Raw genomic sequence first — 19,435 nt, forward strand, 5'->3', positions numbered from 1 at the left:
TTTCGTGATGATAATTTTAACTAAACCTTTTAAATTTATGACATTCCACACCCCGCAACCCAATCGCCAGACGCTCTATGTCGCTATAGCACTGGCGCTCGGCATCCTTGTCGGCGAGCTGCTTAGCCTGACGGTGGGTGGAACTGAGACCTTAAAACAGATCGTCGGAATTTTTGCCGCGCTGACCGATATTTTCCTGCGGCTGGTCAAGATGATTATCGCGCCGCTGGTTTTTTCCACGCTGGTGGTGGGCATGGCCAAAATGGGCGACATTCACACCGTCGGGCGGGTCGGCATCAAGGCGATGGTGTGGTTTTTCTCGGCTTCTATTTTCAGTCTGTTGCTGGGTATGTTGCTGGTGAATGTGTTTGAACCGGGCAGTTCTTTGCACATGACGTTGCCGGAGGTGGGAGCCAAGACCGGATTGCCGGAGACGGCGCCGACACTGAGCAATTTTGTCTCGCACATGTTCCCGAAAAGCATTATCGAAGCCATGGCGAGTAACGAGATTTTACAGATCGTGGTGTTCTCGATGTTCTTCGGCGTGGCCTGCGCCTCGCTGGGCGAGCTGGCTCATCCGACCGTCAAGCTACTCGATTCGCTGACGCATATCATGTTGAAAGTCACCGGCTACGTGATGCACACCGCGCCGGTTGCGGTGTTTTCGGCGGTGGCCTCGGTCATCGCGCAAAACGGCATCGGCGTGTTGCTGTCTTACGGTCAATTTATCGGCGAGTTTTATTTAGGATTGCTGCTGCTGTGCGGTGCGCTGGGTTGCGTCGGCTTCTTGATTCTGGGGAGCAAAATCCTGTCCCTGATTCGTCATATCCGCGAGCCGATGCTGCTGGCTTTCGGCACCGCCAGCAGCGAGAGCGCTTACCCGAAACTGTTGCAGCAACTGGAACGTTTCGGTTGCGATGAGAAAGTCTGTGGGCTGGTGCTGCCCTTGGGTTATTCGTTCAACCTCGACGGCAGCATGATGTACATGACCTTTGCCGTGCTGTTCATCGCCCAGGCCTACGGCATCGACATGGCGTTGGGCGATCAGCTGATCATGCTGCTGACGCTGCTGTTCACCAGTAAGGGCGTGGCCGGCGTACCCAGAGCCTCGCTAATCGTCATTGCGGCGACATTATCGATGTTTCATATTCCCGAGGCCGGTTTGCTGTTGTTGTTGGCCGTCGATCAGGTTTTGGATATGGGGCGTAGCGCGACCAACGTGTTCGGCAATAGCATCGCCGCCGCAGTGGTAAGCCGCTGGGAAAAAGCCTTGCGATAGGTTTGGCAAGAGCAAGGGAGGGGGCAACGGGCAAAGGAATATTTTTGGCTAATTTAAAAAAAGTAGTTAACATCAACCTAATATCAACTCTGTAGTGTTAAAAATATGCCTCATAGAAGTTTTAAGACAAGTAAACCAAAATCCACAATTACCATACTTCCGGATTTGGGCGTGACTGAGCAGGACTTTATCGCCGATTTCAAGCGTTATTACAGCCACCGTCTGGGCAGGGATGAAAACTGTACCTCGCCGCATTATGCCTACGAGGCCTTGTCGATGGCTATCAGTGACCGGCTCATCGAGCGCTGGAAGAGAACTTACAATACTTACAAGGATACGGATTGCAAGAGGGCTTACTATCTGTCGATGGAGTTTTTAATGGGCCGCACTTTAAGCAATGCCATGCTGAATCTGGGCATTACCGAAGCGGTTGAGCAGGCTATGTACGATTTGGGCCTGGAGATTGAAGAGCTGATTGAAAGCGAGCCGGATGCCGGTTTGGGCAATGGGGGCTTGGGGCGTTTGGCTGCCTGTTTTATCGATAGTTGTGCAACTTTGCAGTTGCCGGTGACCGGCTACGGTTTGCGTTATGAATATGGGATGTTTTCGCAGGATATTGTCAATGGCGAGCAGGTCGAAAAACCGGACCATTGGCTGCGTAACGGCAATGTGTGGGAAATTGAACGTCCCGAATATACGCACAGGATTAAGTTCGGCGGGCATACCGAATCGCATATTGACGAGCTCGGCAATAAAAGGACCAGCTGGATAGATACGCAGGATATACTCGCGGTTCCTTATGATACGCCGATTCCCGGATACAGGAACGGCACGGTGAACACCTTGCGGTTATGGAAAGCCACGGCGACTGAAGAATTTAATCTACAGGAGTTTAATGCCGGCGATTACGCGGAATCGGTGGCGGCAAAAAATACCGCCGAAAATATCACCATGGTGTTATACCCGAATGACGCCAACGAAAACGGTAAGGCATTGCGTCTGCGCCAGCAATACCTGCTCGCTTCCGCCAGTTTGCAGGATGTGATCGACAGCTGGGTCGGTCGTCACGGTAACGATTTTTCCGAGTTTGCGGCGAAGAATACCTTCCAGTTAAACGACACGCATCCTAGCATAGCGGTCGCGGAATTGATGCGCTTGCTGATGGATGTCCACGGCTTGGTCTGGGGTGATGCCTGGGCGATCACTCGTAAAACGATGGCCTACACCAACCACACCTTGTTGCCGGAAGCGCTGGAGCGCTGGTCGGTTAATCTGTTTAAACAGATGCTGCCGAGGCTGATGGAGATTATCTTCGATATTAATGCCCATTTTATGGCCGAAGTCTCTGCGCATTGGCCGGGCGATATAGGCCGGTTAAGCCGCATGTCCATTATTGAGGAAGGCAACGAGCAATACGTCAGGATGGCCTATCTGGCTATCGTCGGCAGCTATTCGGTCAACGGCGTTGCCGCGTTGCATTCGAAATTGTTGCAGCAAGGCTTGTTTCGTGATTTTTACGAGTTTTGGCCGGGCAAGTTCAACAATAAAACCAATGGCGTTACTCCGCGTCGTTGGCTCGCGGCGTGTAATCCGGAACTGGCCGAATTGATCACCGCAACGATAGGCAACGGCTGGCTGACGGATTTGTCGCTGTTAAAGAAGCTTGAACCTTTTGCCGAAGATAAGAAGTTCCGTAAACGCTGGTATGAAATCAAGCAAGGCGCAAAGCAAAAGCTGATCGATTACAAGAAGCTTGAACATGATGTCGATTTTAATGTTGACGCGATTTTTGATGTACAGGTCAAGCGTGTTCATGAATATAAACGTCAATTGTTGAATGTGTTGCATGTGATTCATCTGTACGATCGGATTAAGCGCGGCGATACCGCGAACTGGACGGATCGTTGTGTATTGATCGGCGGGAAAGCGGCGCCGGGTTATTACATGGCGAAAAAAATCATCAAGCTGATCAATAATGTCTCAAGTGTCATTAATTCCGATCCCGATGTGGGCAGGAAATTAAAGCTGGTTTTTTTGCCTAATTACCGGGTTTCCGCGATGGAGAAAATCTGTCCGGGAGCCGATCTTTCCGAGCAAATTTCAACCGCCGGCAAGGAAGCGTCGGGCACCGGCAATATGAAATTTATGATGAACGGCGCGTTGACTATCGGTACGCTGGATGGCGCCAATATTGAAATTCGCGAAGAGGTCGGCGATGAGAATTTTTTCCTGTTCGGCTTGACCGAAGAGCAGGTTGAAGAAATGAGCCATCACTATGATCCTAATGCAATTATCAATCAGGATGAGGATTTGCTAAGGGTCATTAGGTTGCTTGAGTGCGGGCATTTTAACCAATTCGAACCGGGGCTTTTTGACGATATTTTGGCATCAATAAAAAGCCCGCACGACCCCTGGATGACGGCAGCCGATTTCCGTAGCTTCATTGATGCGCAAAAACGTGTGGAAGCGGCTTACAAGGATCAGGAACACTGGCTCAAAATGAGTATCTTAAATTGCGCCGCTAGCGGTAAGTTTTCTACCGACAGGACCATCACTGATTACAACAACGAAATCTGGAAACTGGCGCCGGTCAGTATCAAGTTCTGAGCGTGTTTCATATTGTTTTGTATGAGCCGGAAATTCCCGCTAATACCGGGAATATTATCCGGCTATGCGCAAATACCGGTATGCAGTTGCATTTGATCAAGCCCTTGGGTTTCGAATTGGATGACAAGAAATTGCGCAGGGCAGGGCTGGATTACCATGAATGGGTGGCGGTGAAAGAGCATGATTCATTGGCTGATTTTGTAGACAGTATTAAGCCGGGGCGGATTTTCGCCCTGACGACAAAAGGCACGCAGATTTACAGTGAGGTGAGTTTTCAGCCTGAGGATGCTTTTTTATTCGGCCCCGAGACGCGCGGTTTGCCTGCCACGGTGTTGGCCGACTTAGGTTCAGAGCGGTGTTTGTATTTGCCGATGCAGGCGGAAAGCCGGAGCCTGAATTTGTCCAATACCGTTTCTATTGTCTTGTATGAGGCTTGGCGGCAGATGGATTTTGCGGGGGCGGTAATAAAACAGGTATAAAAATTATCACCACGAAGACACGGAGGACGCGAAGTCTTATTGCTTCGTGCTCTTCGTGTCTAGGCAATTACTCCTGCATAACCCACATGGACGTGGGGAATGCAGATATTGCATGGAGCAAATATCTGTCCATGCAGTCGTTCGTGATGAATAAAAGCTTTTTTAAGTGCTCATTACAATGAACATCTCTAAGACTCAGCTTTTTGCTCCCGAGCCAGCAGGTTTTGTACAGCCGCCAGCGGGGCCAAACCTTCATATAAAACCTTGTAGGTTTGTTCGGTTATCGGCATGTCTACGCCGTATTTTTTAGCGAGCAAAAAGGTTTCTTTTGCCGCTGAAATGCCTTCGATTTCCTGGCCTATTTCCTTTATGGCGGTATGTGTATCTTTGCCCTGTCCCAAGGCTAAACCGAAACGCCGGTTTCTGGATTGGTTGTCGGTGCAGGTCAAAATAAGGTCGCCCAGTCCCGCCAGTCCCATAAAGGTTTCCTGTTTTCCGCCAAGTTTGACGCCCAGGCGAATGATTTCGTTCAGCCCACGGGTGATCAAGGCTGCCCGAGTGTTGGCGCCAAAGCCCAGTCCGTCGGCAATACCGGCGGCTATCGCCATGACGTTTTTTACCGCACCGCCGACTTCCACGCCAATCAAGTCCGAGTTGGTGTAAGTCCGAAAACGCTCACTGTGCAGGATGTCGGCCAGAAGGCCGGCAAAATCCGGCTGGGATGAAGCAATCGTGATGGCTGTCGGCAGCTCAGCTGCGACTTCGCTTGCAAAGCTGGGGCCTGAAAGTAAGGCCGCCGAGGTTTGCGCAGAGAATATATCGGCGACTACTTCGTGAAGCAAGGAGCCGTTATCAGGATTAAAGCCTTTGGTTGCCCAAGCAATTTGTACGTCGCTGGATAAATACGCTTTGAGCTTAAGCAAGGTATCTTTAAATGCATGGCTGGGTACGGAGACCAGTATCAGGCTACAGAAGTCGGCGACCTCAGCCAAGTTAGACGTAACAGTGAGGTTTTCAGGGAAAGCCAGGCCGGGTAAGTAGCGTTTGTTTTCACGATCCTGTGCCAGCGCTGCCATGTGCTCAGGATTATGGCCCCATAACAGCGTCCGGCAGCCGTTTCTGGCTGCCAGAATTGCCAGAGTCGTTCCCCAAGAACCTGCGCCCAGGACGGCTATTTTTTTATTCATCGAACGATTTAATTAATGGCGTCAGAGCCGGGTGCTTGTTGAGCTTGTTGCAAATGCTGCGAGTATAAGGCGTCAAAATTTACCGGAGCTAAAAGCATCTGCGGAAAGCCGCCTTTGGTGACGAGGTCGGAAATGGCTTCTCTTGCGTAAGGAAATAGAATGTTGGGGCAGAAGCTGCCAACCATCGGGCCCATTTCTTCATTGGTGAAACCGCCTAAAGAGAAAATACCTGCCTGATTGACTTCAACAAGATAGGCTGTTGCATCGCCGTTTTTTACGGTGATGGTTACCGCAAGGGCTACTTCGTACATTGAATTTTCTAAAGGCAAAACATTGGTGCCCAGATTAAAGTCGACAGTGGGTTCCCATTTTTCGGTGAATACTTTAGGCGAGTTAGGCGTCTCAAAAGACATGTCTTTGGTATAAATTTTTTGGATGGAAAATTGTTTTTCTACGGCGTTGGTTGCTTCGGTCATGATGGATTTCTATGTGTAGGATTTAATGTGATGGCTACTTTTAGCAAAGATTTAGTTTTTGAGCTTGCCGGTCGATTTTATAGGCAGTTTGTAGTCGTTTTCCCAAGCTTGCATGCCGCCGGTGATAACGAAAACCTGCTCGAAACCTGCTTTAGTTAATATTTTTCCGGCCGATGCTGAGCGGGTGCCGGTTTGACAGGCAATAAGGACAGGTTTGTTTTTGTATGTTTCCAGTTTTGACAAGTGAGCGGGTAAGTTGCCCAGTGGCGTGTTGATTGCGTTTTCAATATGACCTTTAAGAAACTCTTCCGGTTCACGTACATCGATAACAATTGTATCGCTATCGTTCATTTTGGCGACCGCCAGTAAAGGCGAAACGGCACCGAATTTTTTGAATGCGGTATCGAATAATTCCTGAATTAACAGATAAGTAACTACCGCCAGAGCGAGGCTTAAGATGTAATGATTTAAAATAAATTCTAGATAACGTTCCATGGATTAAGTTGTCAAAGTTAAGTGAAAAGATGAATTATTGGTTAGGGCAGAAAACATCACGCATCATTTTAATGAGTAACAGCATACGGGCGTCGTCAATAAAGTAATAAACACGGTTGGCCTGTTTTTTAGAACCGAGAATGTTTTTGTCCTTGAGGATTGCCAGATGTTGGGAAATATTGCTCTGGCTGGTGCCGACCTGGTCGACGATTTGTTGCACGCAGATTGAATCACTGCCCAGAACGCATAATATTTTTAAACGTAATGGATGCGACATTGCCTTTAAGCAGTGGGCCGCTCTGGCTATGTCGGCATCGTTTATGCTTGTGTTCTGGCCTTTAATTCCCATAGGTCTGTTTAATGTTTCTAGTCTATTGAATCTGATTAAAAAAGAACCCGTGAAGAATTATTTATACACAACTGTTGTCAACGTGTATTAATATAATAGCTACTTGATTATGTGGTTGGCATGTTGCCAAAATACAAAAAACCAGTGAATCTGGCAAAATAATACATCACTACGACCATTTTGGGTAATGAAGAATCAAATGGAGTACAAAGTGATTTATTTTGTCCGGGGAGTAGTGATGCGGATTTTTTTTAGTATCGGGAGATAAAGATAAAGATGTTTAATCGGCCAAAGCCTGTGGTATTGCTGATCCTTGAGGGATTCGGTTATTCGTTGGACAAAGAATACAATGCTATTGCAATGGCTAACACACCTTTCGCTTATCAAATTTGTTTAATCTGTGGATGAGAAATAAGCTGGTTTTTTGTTTTTTACTGAGTGCGTTCGTTCATGAGGGCAGGGCGGAAATCTCGGAAAAAAACGAAGAGCTCACTGAAGTTCAATCGGGTATTAAGGCGGCCGACCAAAATATGCAGCGCATTCAGCTGCAAAAAAATACTTTAAACACGCAGCTGGGTGAAGTTGAGAAGCTCTATGGAAGGACGGCCGCTTTATTAAAGACATTGCAAGGTCAGGTTGAGCAAAAACGCCAGAACTTGAATAAGATCCAACAGGAAAAACAGTGCCTTCAGGATGAAGTCGCTAAACAAAATAAAGAATTAGCGGGTCAAATAAAAGCTGCCTATGCAATGGGGCAAAAGGAACAATTGAAGTTGTTGCTTAATCAACAAGATCCTGCATTATCCAGCCGGATGCTGGTGTATTACGATTACCTTAATAAAGCTCGCCTGACAAAACTGGCCGGCATTTCGGAGTCTATGCAGCATCTGGAGCGGCTCGGTAAGCAGCAACAGCATGAAACCGAGCTTTTAGAGAAAAATCTTGAGCAAAAGAAATCCGAACAGATAGCTGTAGACGGCGTTAGAAAACGAAGATCTGAATTGCTGACGCAATTAAAAAGCGACTTTTCTTCAAATGAACAACAAATAATTCATTTGAAAGAAAGTGAAAATAAGCTGAAAAATCTGGTATCTTCATTGCAAAGATCAACCAACGATCTTACGTTTGAGGTTGAGCAAACAAAAAAATTGCACAAGGCCGCTGAGGTTCCGTCCGAACCTGCCAAAGACTTGCCGGATGCCAAGGACGATTTTTCTAAACTTAAGGGCGACTTTTCTTCGCTTAAGGGACAGTTGCCTTGGCCGGTTAAGGGGCGATTAACTAATAAGTTCGGCAGTGCGCGAGCCGAGAGTACTGAGAGCATTTGGGATGGCGTGTTAATTGACGCCAGTGAGGGAACGGAGATACGTGCGATTACCAGCGGGAAAGTGGTTTATTCTGATTGGCTTCGCGGTTATGGCTTGTTGATTATCATTGATCACGGCAAGGGCTACATGACTCTTTACGCGTTTAATCAGAGTGTATATCGGCAGGTTGGTGAGTGGGTGGATGCTGGTGAAGTCGTTGCTTCAGTGGGGCAAAGCGGTGGTCGTAGCCATCCCGGGCTGTATTTTGGAATACGCAACAAAGGTAAGCCGGTTGATCCGCTTGAGTGGTGCCGAAAGTAATCGGGATCAAGTTAGTTAGCTGTTTAATGGCCATGTTTTGGAAAATCGAGTGTTTGGAGTTTTAAGGTACATGTTAAAAAAGAAAAATATTTTCATTTTGTCCTTAGGGATTATGTTGGGTGTTTTTATGGGTATCTGCGGCAGTGTCTTTGCCGAGCGCGATAATGCTGAACCTGTAGCGGATGCAACGGAAGCCCTGCCCTATGAGGACTTACGCACATTCACGGAAATTTTTGGCCGAATTAAAAGGGATTATGTTGAGCCCGTTTCTGACAAAAAATTATTGGAAGATGCCATTCGAGGCATGTTGAGTGGGCTTGATCCTCATTCCGCTTATTTGGTTGCCGAGGAATACCAGGAATTAAAAGAAGGTACCACTGGTCAGTTCGGCGGCCTGGGCATCGAAGTTACGATGGAAAACGGCTTTGTTAAAGTGGTTTCCCCTATCGACGATACACCCGCCCAGAGAGCAGGCATTAAAACCGGAGACCTGATTGTCAGACTTGATGATCAGCCGGTAAAAGGAATGACCTTGGCTGATGCCGTCAAACTTATGCGTGGCGAGCCGGGTAGTAAGATTTTGCTGACGGTTGTTCGTGAAGGGATGGAAGCGCCTTTAAAAATATCCCTGACCCGTGACATCATCAAAGTTAAAAGCGTAAAAAACCGGATGCTGGAAAAAGGTTATGGTTATGTGCGTATCAGCAGTTTTCAATCGGGAACCGGTGAAAGCCTGAAAGAAGCATTAGCCGCGCTGAAAAAGGAAAACGCAGGAAACCTGAAAGGCTTGGTGCTGGATTTGCGGAATAATCCGGGCGGAGTATTGAATGCGGCCGTCGAGGTGAGTGACGCGTTCATCAAGAGCGGTCTGATTGTTTACACCGAAGGCCGTATTGAAAATTCGGAAATGCGCTTTAATGCTGCTCCCGATGATCTTATCGACGGTGCGCCGATGGTGGTGCTGATTAATGCCGGTTCCGCGTCAGCCTCTGAGATTGTAGCCGGGGCTTTGCAGGACCAAAAACGCGCTGTGATCATGGGCGAGAAATCGTTCGGCAAAGGTTCGGTGCAGACTATATTGCCAACCAGTAATGGTTCGGCAGTTAAGTTGACCACAGCCAGATACTACACGCCTTCAGGCCGATCTATCCAGGCCGAGGGTATCGAACCGGATATCGCCTTGGCCCGCGTCAAGCTGGAGAACCTGGAAAAATCCGAGTTCAAGCCGGTCAAGGAAGCCGATTTGTCGCATCATTTGCAAAACGGCAAAGCGAAAGAGAGTAAGGAAGAGGCCTTGGAGAAAGAGAAGGAAACCTTGGAAAAAGATTATCCTTTGTATCAGGCGCTGACCTTGCTGAAAGGCATCAGCATTATGAAAAAATAAGCTTTAGCTTATAGCGGTAATCAAAAGCCCGGATTTTGGCAGACAGAGATGTTTGCTGGGATCCGGGTTTTTTTATGTGTTGAATTTGTTGGGGTTAGATTGCGGTTTGGGTTTGTTTGAGAGGTTGCTATTAAGTAGTCGTTATAGCATTATGACTAACGGGGTTCTGGGGTGGCTTTTATACTTTGCACGGTCACGAATGCGGAAAATGAAAGCACAGTTAATTCATATGAATTAATGGCTTACATGTATTTGAAAATCCGCAAAACTGACCGAGCGAAGTATAGTTCTGGATTGGAAATTAATATGCACCTAAAAAAGTGTCTACTTTACGTTAGGCATTAGAAATACGATGACGCCAAATAACTCATTTCTTGTTTCCATTAGACGTAGCCACCATACGGCTGACCTCGCAGACAAATTAGGGGAGGTGGCCTTAGATTCATTTTTGAATGATGGCCTAATAAGGGATATTCCTTTCTTTGGCGTCGCTCTGTCTTTGTTAAGGGCTGGAAATGATGTATCAGCGTATTTCTATGCAAAGAAGATAATTGAGTTTCTTGCTGCGACTGAAAACTTATCCGAAGATCAGAGAAAGCGGTTTATTGAGGAAGAATGTTCTGACGACGCAAAAATAGAGAAGGTTGGTGAAACGACATTAATGCTCCTGGACAAAATTGAAACTCCGCAGTTAGCAGGGATGTTCGGCAAAGCTTTCGCGTTAATGGTTGAGGGCATTATTCCTCGCTCTATGTTTGAACTTTATGCTCACGTGATTAGGAATCTAAATCCATATCTAATAAAGCAACTTGTACAGTGTTATCAGTACGAAAATATGGTTGCCGTCGATGCCCCCGCAGCGTCTATGTTATCAAATCTGGGCTTGCTTGAGGTTTCGATATTAGCTAACCATTCCGGAAGCACAAAGACTATGCCACGCTCATACGGAAAAACAGATTTTGGTAAATTGTTTTATGAACGCATTATCGATAATACCGCCTAACGAATAAGGTTAGATTGTGTGAGCGATAGCGAACCACAATCTGAACCGGTTGTTGGACAAGCCCGGTAGTAGTCGTAAGGCTGGCTTTATTATAAGGAAATATCTTTTCAGATTTTGTCAGTAGCGGCGATGAATCTATAACCGCAATAGTCAAGAATAGGCCGAACGCGTTGTTTGGGTAACGCCTTTAGCGGATGGTGATGATGTAAGGCGAATAACAGCCTTTTTTAAGCCAAGTGCGGCCCTCGGCATAGAAATGCCGATTTCGAGCCCTCTCGGAATGACGGATGCAGTTACATAACCGGTTGCACATCCACTCCGTTAGCCTGATGGCGCAAGCCGCCCGAATACCAACGGGGCTGGGATTCGCGTTTGCACAATCCGCATGGCACCGCCGCAGCAAGGGCATTTGATCTGGGGGCGTTTTGCCAATCCGGTCAGACTCTTAACCGGGTTCAGCCTGAGCAACTGCTGGAGCAATTCCAACACCCGTTTGCTGTTGGAATGCAAAAAGCCGAAGTTACGGGTGCGCCGAAAGCCTTTGGGCAACACATGCTGCAAAATCAGCCACAAGAATTTAGGCCCTGACAGTGTCCGGGTTTGCATCTGTTTGGTTTTGCCGTCTTGGTAGCGAAAGGTCACCCGACCCTCCCGGCAAGCCATAATATCCTTTTCCTGGACCACGCCCTTATAAAGATAGCGCCCCAGATAAACCAGTGCCTTGTCGCCGCTGCCGACGGACTTGACATCCACGACCCAGGTTTTCGGATAACAAGGCGGAAGCCCAAGGCCTTGCTCGCAAATGGCCATCAGCAATTTGGCGCGGAACACTTTCGCCAAGGCTTTGTGGTTGAACAAGTAGGATTTGTTGGCTTTGCCGGTTTTCGTGCGCCACAACCGTTCATCAGCATCAATAGCCGCCGCAGGCATGACTACATGCACATGCGGGTGATAATCCAATCGGCGCGAATGGGTGTGCAGTACGCTGATGGCACCGGTCTTCCCCTGCAATTGCGGATCGTTCCGAGCGAAGGTTTTGAGAGTCTCCCAGCTACAACGGATCATCAAGTCATACAGTGTACGCTGATGTTGCCAGGCCAGCGGACGCAGTTCTTCGGGCAAGGTGAAGGTCAGCAAAAAATACTCGGCAGGCACCTGCTTTTTGAGTTGGCGTTCCAGCCATTGCCGGCTCTCATGATGTTGGCAATGGGGACAGTTGCGATGGCCGCAAGAATGCGGGATGAAGACTTGTTTTTCGCAGCCGTCGCATTGCGCCAACATCACCGGGCTTTGCGTGGTGCGGCACTGTTTCAGGGCGGCCAACGCCTTGCGCTGACTGGGCAACAGCGCGTTCTGATAAGTCGCCAGGAAATCGGCTTCAAAGGTTTGGATGATCGACGAGAGCAGCATCATTTGACCCTCCGCCAATCCATGGCAAAGCCATTCATCAACGCATTGATTAACTGATCGGCTTTATGATTGGTGGTGTCGGTCAAATGAGTATAACGGGCGGTGGTCAGAATGCTATGGTGCCCGAGGATTGTCTGGACTTCGAGCAGGTCAACGCCCGCTTCGATCAGATGGGTAGCGTAGCTGTGACGCAGACTGTGCGGGGTAATCTTTTTTTTATGCCGCAGTCTTGGGCGATCTGGCGCAGCGTCGCCTGCACCCCGCCCCGATCCAACGGCGTAGTCGACAAATGTGCCGACTTGAGTCCGCCGTGGCGATTGGGAAACAGCAACACCGGATTGCGATGCACCTGCCAGAAGCGGCGCAAGCAGACCAAAGTCGTGGTCGGCAACGGCACCAGGCGATCTTTGTTGCCCTTGGCATCGCGAATATGCACCCGCTGCCGCGTGGCATCAATATCGGCCACCGTCAGGCGCAGTCCCAAGCTATAAAGCGTAAAAAAGAACACCCGATAACTGAGGGTATGGGTCATTGCGAATAGCCTTCCGGCTTCCTCAACGGTGACAATATCCGGCAAGCGCTGTGTCCTTGGCGGCTTGATTAACTTAAGTTCCGTCCAGGGTTTATTCAAAACGTAGGTATAGAAAAATTTAAGGCCGTACAGATCGAGTTTGACGCTACTCCAGGAATGGGATTCCAGCAAATCGCTGAAATAATCGGTCAACTGCGATTCGGATAGATCGTTAACTTGTTCATTGAAATACGCTCCGATGCGCCGCATGGCACGGGAATAGGACTCTATCGTTTTAGGCTGGAGTCCTTTGAGTTTAAGGTGTTTAAGATGCGTTTGATAGTTTTGCTTGAACTCGGTTTCAGATGATGTCATTGTTGGGTAACCTCATTGTTTGATGCTTAACGATCCCTCTGATTGAGGGCTTGAGGTTAAATTTTAATTGTTTTATCGGGCGGCTGTTCGGCGGGCTGTTCTCCGCGATAGCGGCTTCGTCCAACAAAACGCTCAACCGGAGCGCGGCTATAATGCGGTTTTATTTTTCAGCTTTCCGTGCCGCGCCCGGTTAGCTCTACGTTAGCAGCTTAATCAGATACAGCAAATATAAGGATTTTGGTTAATGCCAATTGAAGAAATAAAGGCAAAATCATTAGATGAATTCTGGGATATTCTTTCGCCGGCTGGTAATTTTATTGAGAGTATGCGGAAACCTATATTTCGTGGTCAAGGAGATTCCGAATGGTCACTAACTCCATCAATTCTTCGTAAGGAAATAAATTCTAAATATAAGAATGAAAGTGGCATGTATACACAAATTGACCAAATAGTCTTTTTTGAATACTTCCTGCTTCTGGACTTCCTCCACTATTCCGATGAAATGGGCTTTATGATTCCCAATGATTCTCCTGAGTTTAGGAAGTGCATGGATTTTTCAGAATTTACTAATCGCTATGGAATTGATGGAGTTGGCTGGCCGTCAAAGGAGTATTTCTCTTTCATTGCTCTCGCACAACATCATGGTATTCCAACGCGGCTTTTGGACTGGACAAGAAGTCCTTTAGTTGCGGCATATTTTTCGGCATCACAAGTTTTGAACTTGGAGGAAATATCGGAAAAGCTCGCTGTTTGGGTAATCGATTCTGAAGTCCTGGGAAAATTAGAAGGAAAATTGGAATATGTTACGCTGTCAGGCAGCACGAGTAATAACTTGGCAGCACAAAAAGGGGTATTTTTAGTCCATAGACAGCAAAACGGGATGAGCAGGAACTCGCCATTTTCATCCGAAGATCTGAAGGATTCAGTGAATAAACTATTTGAAGAAAGCGAGAGTTTTGCGGCTTATAAAGTAACCCTTCCTTCGAGTTTGGCGGGAGACTTATTGTTCAGATGTACTAAGTTTGGAGTTTCAGCCGCAACATTATTTCCAGGTTTTGATGGTGCAGCAAGAGCGGCGCTAGAATATAAAATGGCAAAGAAACTGTCAGGTGTGTTATGAAAATAAATATGTGCTCTACCCATCCGCTAACAAGCGCGTAGGATGGGTAGAGCAAAGCGAAACCTGGGGATATGATGGGTTTCGGCTGCCGCCTCTACCCATCCTACCTTGTCCACGTATTAACGAATCGATTTTTGATAATTGACGCTAAAGTCATTCAGGTTGGACAGCGCCACAGGCAGGTCTTCGGTTTTCTCAAGGCTGAACGCATTAACGCCGACACGCGATAAATAAAATACCTGATCCCGCATGAAGTGGCCTGTTGCCCGGATTTCGCCTTGATAGTTGTAACGGCCTCGCAGCAGCCACGCATGGGAAAATATGCGTCCATCGGCAAAGGCGGGAAAATCCAGCTCGATTAACTGGATGTCTTTTAAATCGGCGGCGATGTCTTCAACCGAATCGGCGGGGCCGATTCTGACGCCTATCTTGCCGTTAGGCTTAAGCAACTGCTGCTTGTCTTTTTTCCAGCGAGCTAATGAAATGCTGATGTCGCCGTCTTTCAGTTCTTCATCATCGGCGACAAAACTCCAGCTGTCGTCAACAATCTGTTTGTCTTTAATTATTTGCATAGACTTGCTCTTTGAATGGGGTGATGCCAACGCGATTTACCATGTCCAGAAAGGATTCGTCATCCAGACGTTGCTTGATGTAAACATCCAGTATGGTGGTGATTGCTTTGGTGACTTGGTCTTTGGCAACGGCGGGTCCTAAGCGTTCGCCGATAGCAGCTTCATTTTCAGAGGAGCCGCCCAAGGTTAATTGATACCATTCAGCGCCTTTTTTATCGACGCCCAGTATGCCGATGTGGCCTACGCTTTGGTGCGCGCAGCCGTTCATGCAGCCGGACATGTTGATTTTTACATCGCCAATGTCATGGAGATAGTCCAAATCATCGAGAGCGTCATTGATTTCTTTGGCCACACTAATCGAGCTGGCATTGGCGAGTGAACAAAAATCGAGGCCGGGACAGCAAATCATATCCGTTGCGGTGCCGATGTTGGGTGTGGCCAGTTTCAGCGCATCGAGTTGTTGCCACAGCGGGAATAGATCGGCCTGTTTGACGTCGGCAAGAATCAGATTCTGTCTGTGCGTGCTTCTGACTTCACCAAAGCTGTATTGGTCAGCCAAGTCGGCAACGGCGTCAAGTTGCGTATCGGTCATATCGCCTGGAGGCGAATCCGGTGCTTTTAACGAGATGAACGCAGCGCGGTAGCCGGCTACTTTGTGATCGGCAGTGTTGTATTTAATCCAGGTGGCAAACGCTTTGTTTTCGAGTTGATGTAGCTCAAAGCCGCTATCTTGCCCGGCATCTGTCTCGTAGGCAGGCGGTGTAAACTGGACTTTTATGGCGTCAATGCGATCGGTGCTAAGCTCCAGGTCATCCCTTATTAGCAGCCATTCTTTTTCGACCAATTCGGAGAATTTCTCCATGCCTGATTCTTTGATCAGGATTTTAATGCGGGCTTTGTATTTGTTATCGCGACGTCCGAACAGGTTGTATATCCGTAGTATGGCTTCCAGATATGACAACAGGTGTTTCTTTTCTAAAAAGGGTTTGATGACTTGGCCTATGATCGGGGTGCGCCCCAGGCCGCCACCGACCAACACTCTAAAGCCGATCTCATCGGCGTCATTTTTAACCAGATGCAGGCCGATGTCATGAAATTGAGTGGCTGCACGATCAAGCTTTGCGCCGCTGACAGCAATCTTGAACTTACGCGGCAAGTAGGCGAACTCGGGGTGAAGTGTAGTCCACTGCCGGATAATCTCGCAATAAGGGCGGGGATCTTCAATTTCATCGAGGCAAACGCCTGCCAAGTGATCCGATGAGGTATTTCTAAGGCAATTGCCGCTAGTTTGAATGGCATGCATTTGAACGCTGGCCAATTCTTCGAGAATATCAGGAATTCTTTCCAGTTGAGGCCAGTTAAACTGGACGTTTTGCCGGGTTGTGAAATGACAGTAGTTTTTGTCGTAGGTACGGGCAATATGGGCTAGCTTCCGGATTTGTTTGGAGTTGAGCAGACCATAGGGACCGGCTATTCGCAACATCGGGGCATGAGTTTGAATGTAGACACCATTCATTAAGCGCAAGGCGCGAAATTGGTCGTCTGAAATCTGGCCTTTTAAAAAGCTTTCAGTTTGCCTTCTAAATTGGTCTACCCGTTGTTCAATGAGTGTTTGGTCGATGTCGTTATACTGATACATAAATGAGCGCTTAGTGCCTGTCCAGGCGAGTAATTACGACTAATAATCATATACTGTAGGTCATAAAATGACAAAGGTTATTGTATGATGCTAATATTGTCCGTTAAATTTTTGGTGTTTTCGGTTAATTTTTTGAATAAAAGCTAGGGGGTTATTTTGGTGCGGTCATTGTTTGTCTTGTTGTCTCTATTGCTGTTGCCTGAAATGGCGATGGCGGGTGGTTTTGAAAGTCTCGGTTTGACGGGAACAGAGCGGGGTATTTACACGGTTCTGATCTTTATCATTGCTTATGGCTTTGTTATGACGGAGGAGTTTACTCATCTGCGTAAGTCTAAGCCGGTTATTTTGGCGGCCGGTATTATTTGGGCAAATGCCGCTGTTTTGGCTGCTCAAGCGGGTGTTTCCGTCGAGGATATGCATGAGGCTTTCGAATACAACTTAAAAGAGTATGCGGAGTTAATGTTATTCCTGCTGGTTGCCATGACTTATATTAATTCAATGGCCGAGCGCAACGTGTTTGAGGCTTTACGCTCCTGGTTGGTAAGAAGGCAGTTTGGTTATCGCAAGTTGTTTTTGATTACCGGTGTTATTACGTTCTTCTTGTCGGCTGTAGCGGATAACTTGACGGCGGCTTTATTGGTCGGAGCGGTAGTGATGGCGGTTGGCGCGGATAATCCTAAATTTGTCAGTATCGGCTTCGTTAACTTAGTTGTTGCCGCTAATGCGGGCGGTGCATTTTGTCCTTTTGGCGATATTACAACCTTAATGGTTTGGCAGGCTGAGTACGCTGAGTTTTTTGATTTCTTCAGGTTGTTTATTCCTTCGGCCGTGAATTACGGTGTGCCGGCGGCGGTGATGTATTTTGCTGTCCCCGATGAGCAGCCCAAAGTCACTGATGAAGCAGCTGTGCAATTAAAGCCGGGTGCGATTCAAATTTGTGTAATGTTCTTGTTGACTATCGTTACTGCGGTAAGTTTTAAACAAGCCCTGCATTTGCCACCGTTTATGGGCATGATGGTCGGTCTTTCTGCGTTGATGCTTTATGGTTATCGTTTGAAAACAAACTATTGCATTGAAGGCGAAGAGGGATTTGATGTTTTCAATAAAGTGCGTCATGCAGAATGGGATACATTGCTGTTTTTCTTCGGCGTGGTGTTTGCGGTCGGCGGTTTAGGTTATATCGGTTATCTTGAGTTGCTGTCCGGCGCTATGTATGATGGATTAGGGGCGACAACGGCGAATATTTTAGTGGGTGTGATTTCGGCGATTGTCGATAATATTCCTGTTATGTTTGCGGTGCTGAATATGAATCTGGACATGGATTTATATCAATGGTTATTGGTGACGTTAACTGCCGGTGTCGGTGGGTCGTTATTATCCGTTGGTTCTGCTGCCGGTGTGGCATTGATGGGGCAGTCTGACCATAAATATACCTTTTTTAGTCATTTGAAGTGGACGCCTGCAATTGCTGGTGGTTACATAGCAAGTATTGTTGCTCATTATCTAATTAATGGTTGATAGCCCAAGTATGCACTGCACTCCTTGTGCAGTGCTCGGCAACTGCTCCAGACGTGATTTTGCCTCCTGCATAAGCCACATGAATATGGTGAGTGCAGGAAGTTCTGGAGCGACCAGTTATCTGGCTATGCAGTCGCGTTTGTCGGGTAAGGTCAATGGCTGACAATAAAAGTTGGCGATCGGCTTTTTCAATTTATGTTCAGCCGCGAGTGCGCGGCATGATATTTCTTGGCTTTTCCGCCGGACTTCCTTTTTTATTGGTTTTTTCGACATTATCAGCCTGGTTGCGGGATGAGGGCGTGGAGAGATCGGTTATAGGTTTTTTTAGCTGGATCGGGGTTACCTATTCAATAAAGGTTTTTTGGGCTCCGGTCGTCGACAGGCTATCACTGCCATTTTTAACTAAATTTTTGGGTAAAAGACGCAGTTGGATGTTGCTTGCGCAATTGGGTATTGTTGTCGGTCTGGTTGGTATGGGAAGTTCGGATTCGCATAGCCAATTACAGCAGATTGCTCTCTTTGCAGTGTGGGTGGCATTTTGTTCGGCTACGCAAGATGTTGTTATTGACGCTTATCGTATTGAATCAGTAAATCCTGAATACCAGGGTGCTATGGCGGCGACCTACGTGTTAGGGTATCGGATTGCCTTATTGGTAGCGGGTGCGGGTGCTTTTTATATCGCGGATTATGCTAGTTGGAAAGTGGCTTATTTTGTAATGGCAACGGCCATGTCTGTGGGTCTGGTAACGACTCTTTGTCTTAAAGAGCCAGACCATAAGCATTTTGACGGAAGGTTGAGCGAGGATGTTGCGGTAAAGCGTCAGAATATCTGGCGGCGGTTGTCGATAAGTTTCGTGGATGCTGTGTTGCATCCCTTTGTGGAGTTTTTTGGACGCAACGGCAAGGTCGGTTTGTTAATTTTAATGCTTATCGCAGTTTACAAAATGAGCGACATTACCATGGGGGTTATGGCTAATCCGTTTTATCTTGATTTGGGTTTTAGTAAAAAAGATATCGCTGATATTAGTAAGGTTTTTGGGTTTTTTATGACCATTGCCGGTGCTGCAATGGGTGGCGTGCTGGTTGTTAGGTATGGAATTATGCGTTCCTTGCTGCTAGGTGCGGTTATGGTGGCGGCTACTAATCTGTTGTTTGCTGTTTTGGCGGTTAGCGATCCCAATTTATTGCTGTTGGCAGGTGTTATAAGTGCGGATAATTTAAGTGGTGGAATAGCGACATCGGTGTTCATTGCTTACCTTTCCGGTTTAACCAGCACTGCGCACACAGCCACACAATATGCGTTGTTCAGTTCACTGATGACTTTGCCCGCCCAGCTATTAGGGGGGTTTTCCGGGGTAGTTGTAGATAGTTATGGCTACACTGTCTTTTTTATATATGCATCA

At 47.4% G+C, this 19,435-nt stretch carries 16 protein-coding genes and 1 pseudogene; 9 read left to right on the forward strand and 8 right to left on the reverse strand.

Annotation, left to right across the window (positions count from 1 at the left end; genetic code table 11):
• The first annotated feature begins 37 nt into the window (after positions 1–37).
• From METTU_RS11585 to trmL, 3 genes are all read left to right on the forward strand, one after another.
• Positions 38–1,279, forward strand: coding sequence for a dicarboxylate/amino acid:cation symporter (locus METTU_RS11585; RefSeq protein WP_040580519.1), 1,242 nt, complete (start codon positions 38–40; stop codon positions 1,277–1,279).
• 105 nt (positions 1,280–1,384) lie between these two features.
• Positions 1,385–3,886 (forward strand): glycogen/starch/alpha-glucan phosphorylase, encoded by a 2,502-nt coding sequence (locus METTU_RS11590; protein ID WP_006891777.1) that lies wholly within the window; start codon positions 1,385–1,387, stop codon positions 3,884–3,886.
• Between the two features lie 2 nt (positions 3,887–3,888).
• Positions 3,889–4,365: a tRNA (uridine(34)/cytosine(34)/5-carboxymethylaminomethyluridine(34)-2'-O)-methyltransferase TrmL gene (gene trmL, locus METTU_RS11595; RefSeq protein ID WP_006891778.1), complete on the forward strand. Its 477-nt coding sequence runs from the start codon at positions 3,889–3,891 to the stop codon at positions 4,363–4,365.
• Positions 4,366–4,553: 188 nt separating this feature from the next.
• Here trmL and METTU_RS11600 read toward each other — a convergent pair whose 3' ends face one another.
• The 4 genes from METTU_RS11600 to METTU_RS11615 are packed head-to-tail and all read right to left on the reverse strand — an operon-like array spanning position 4,554 to position 6,872.
• Positions 4,554–5,552, reverse strand: coding sequence for an NAD(P)H-dependent glycerol-3-phosphate dehydrogenase (locus tag METTU_RS11600; RefSeq protein ID WP_006891779.1), 999 nt, complete (start codon positions 5,550–5,552; stop codon positions 4,554–4,556).
• 8 nt (positions 5,553–5,560) lie between these two features.
• Positions 5,561–6,028, reverse strand: coding sequence for a protein-export chaperone SecB (gene secB / locus METTU_RS11605; protein ID WP_006891780.1), 468 nt, complete (start codon positions 6,026–6,028; stop codon positions 5,561–5,563).
• 51 nt (positions 6,029–6,079) lie between these two features.
• On the reverse strand, positions 6,080–6,523 hold the full coding sequence (locus tag METTU_RS11610) for a rhodanese-like domain-containing protein (RefSeq protein ID WP_006891781.1): 444 nt from the start codon (positions 6,521–6,523) through the stop codon (positions 6,080–6,082).
• Between the two features lie 34 nt (positions 6,524–6,557).
• Positions 6,558–6,872 carry an ArsR/SmtB family transcription factor gene (locus tag METTU_RS11615; protein ID WP_006891782.1) on the reverse strand — a complete coding sequence of 105 codons (315 nt, stop codon included), beginning with the start codon at positions 6,870–6,872 and terminating at the stop codon, positions 6,558–6,560.
• Between the two features lie 530 nt (positions 6,873–7,402).
• Here METTU_RS11615 and METTU_RS11620 point away from each other — a divergent pair.
• From METTU_RS11620 to METTU_RS11630, 3 genes are all read left to right on the forward strand, one after another.
• Positions 7,403–8,500 carry a murein hydrolase activator EnvC family protein gene (locus tag METTU_RS11620; RefSeq protein ID WP_254257905.1) on the forward strand — a complete coding sequence of 366 codons (1,098 nt, stop codon included), beginning with the start codon at positions 7,403–7,405 and terminating at the stop codon, positions 8,498–8,500.
• Between the two features lie 70 nt (positions 8,501–8,570).
• Complete coding sequence (locus tag METTU_RS11625) at positions 8,571–9,884, forward strand: S41 family peptidase (protein WP_006891784.1); 1,314 nt, start codon at positions 8,571–8,573, stop codon at positions 9,882–9,884.
• A gap of 352 nt (positions 9,885–10,236) precedes the next feature.
• Complete coding sequence (locus METTU_RS11630) at positions 10,237–10,887, forward strand: hypothetical protein (RefSeq protein WP_006891785.1); 651 nt, start codon at positions 10,237–10,239, stop codon at positions 10,885–10,887.
• A gap of 321 nt (positions 10,888–11,208) precedes the next feature.
• Here the strand turns inward: METTU_RS11630 and METTU_RS11635 are convergent, their stop codons facing one another.
• On the reverse strand, positions 11,209–12,300 hold the full coding sequence (locus METTU_RS11635; protein ID WP_006891786.1) for an IS91 family transposase: 1,092 nt from the start codon (positions 12,298–12,300) through the stop codon (positions 11,209–11,211).
• Positions 12,297–13,183 (reverse strand): annotated as a pseudogene (locus tag METTU_RS11640) (tyrosine-type recombinase/integrase). Before METTU_RS11640 ends, METTU_RS11635 begins: the two are co-directional and overlap by 4 nt.
• A gap of 244 nt (positions 13,184–13,427) precedes the next feature.
• Between METTU_RS11640 and METTU_RS11645 the strand changes: the two are divergent.
• A complete protein-coding gene (locus METTU_RS11645; RefSeq protein ID WP_006891788.1) occupies positions 13,428–14,303 on the forward strand; it encodes an FRG domain-containing protein in 876 nt (291 codons plus the stop codon).
• Between the two features lie 119 nt (positions 14,304–14,422).
• Here the strand turns inward: METTU_RS11645 and METTU_RS11650 are convergent, their stop codons facing one another.
• Both METTU_RS11650 and METTU_RS11655 read right to left on the reverse strand, forming a co-directional pair.
• Positions 14,423–14,875, reverse strand: a complete 453-nt coding sequence (locus METTU_RS11650) for a DUF934 domain-containing protein (protein WP_006891789.1) — start codon at positions 14,873–14,875, stop codon at positions 14,423–14,425.
• Positions 14,862–16,514 carry a nitrite/sulfite reductase gene (locus METTU_RS11655; RefSeq protein WP_006891790.1) on the reverse strand — a complete coding sequence of 551 codons (1,653 nt, stop codon included), beginning with the start codon at positions 16,512–16,514 and terminating at the stop codon, positions 14,862–14,864. The genes METTU_RS11650 and METTU_RS11655 overlap by 14 nt, the downstream gene beginning before the upstream one ends.
• Before the next feature lie 204 nt (positions 16,515–16,718).
• Here METTU_RS11655 and nhaD point away from each other — a divergent pair, with 204 nt between their 5' ends.
• Both nhaD and METTU_RS11665 read left to right on the forward strand, forming a co-directional pair.
• Complete coding sequence (gene nhaD / locus METTU_RS11660; protein WP_436969946.1) at positions 16,719–18,032, forward strand: sodium:proton antiporter NhaD; 1,314 nt, start codon at positions 16,719–16,721, stop codon at positions 18,030–18,032.
• 155 nt (positions 18,033–18,187) lie between these two features.
• Positions 18,188–19,435 (forward strand): AmpG family muropeptide MFS transporter (locus METTU_RS11665; RefSeq protein ID WP_006891792.1); only part of this gene is annotated, 1,248 nt, incomplete at its 3' end.

Origin of the sequence: Methylobacter tundripaludum SV96, assembly GCF_000190755.2 — a bacterium.
Lineage (GTDB): Bacteria > Pseudomonadota > Gammaproteobacteria > Methylococcales > Methylomonadaceae > Methylobacter_A > Methylobacter_A tundripaludum.

Bases quoted from the DNA above. Each gene is read 5' to 3' on its own strand.
- METTU_RS11585 (WP_040580519.1), top strand. From the start codon at position 38: ATGACATTCCACACCCCGCAACCCAATCGCCAGACGCTCTATGTCGCT.
- METTU_RS11590 (WP_006891777.1), top strand. From the start codon at position 1,385: ATGCCTCATAGAAGTTTTAAGACAAGTAAACCAAAATCCACAATTACC.
- METTU_RS11600 (WP_006891779.1), bottom strand. From the start codon at position 5,552: ATGAATAAAAAAATAGCCGTCCTGGGCGCAGGTTCTTGGGGAACGACT.
- secB (WP_006891780.1), bottom strand. From the start codon at position 6,028: ATGACCGAAGCAACCAACGCCGTAGAAAAACAATTTTCCATCCAAAAA.
- METTU_RS11610 (WP_006891781.1), bottom strand. From the start codon at position 6,523: ATGGAACGTTATCTAGAATTTATTTTAAATCATTACATCTTAAGCCTC.
- METTU_RS11615 (WP_006891782.1), bottom strand. From the start codon at position 6,872: ATGGGAATTAAAGGCCAGAACACAAGCATAAACGATGCCGACATAGCC.
- METTU_RS11620 (WP_254257905.1), top strand. From the start codon at position 7,403: ATGCAGCGCATTCAGCTGCAAAAAAATACTTTAAACACGCAGCTGGGT.
- METTU_RS11625 (WP_006891784.1), top strand. From the start codon at position 8,571: ATGTTAAAAAAGAAAAATATTTTCATTTTGTCCTTAGGGATTATGTTG.
- METTU_RS11630 (WP_006891785.1), top strand. From the start codon at position 10,237: ATGACGCCAAATAACTCATTTCTTGTTTCCATTAGACGTAGCCACCAT.
- METTU_RS11635 (WP_006891786.1), bottom strand. From the start codon at position 12,300: ATGATGCTGCTCTCGTCGATCATCCAAACCTTTGAAGCCGATTTCCTG.
- METTU_RS11645 (WP_006891788.1), top strand. From the start codon at position 13,428: ATGCCAATTGAAGAAATAAAGGCAAAATCATTAGATGAATTCTGGGAT.
- METTU_RS11650 (WP_006891789.1), bottom strand. From the start codon at position 14,875: ATGCAAATAATTAAAGACAAACAGATTGTTGACGACAGCTGGAGTTTT.
- METTU_RS11655 (WP_006891790.1), bottom strand. From the start codon at position 16,514: ATGTATCAGTATAACGACATCGACCAAACACTCATTGAACAACGGGTA.
- nhaD (WP_436969946.1), top strand. From the start codon at position 16,719: ATGGCGATGGCGGGTGGTTTTGAAAGTCTCGGTTTGACGGGAACAGAG.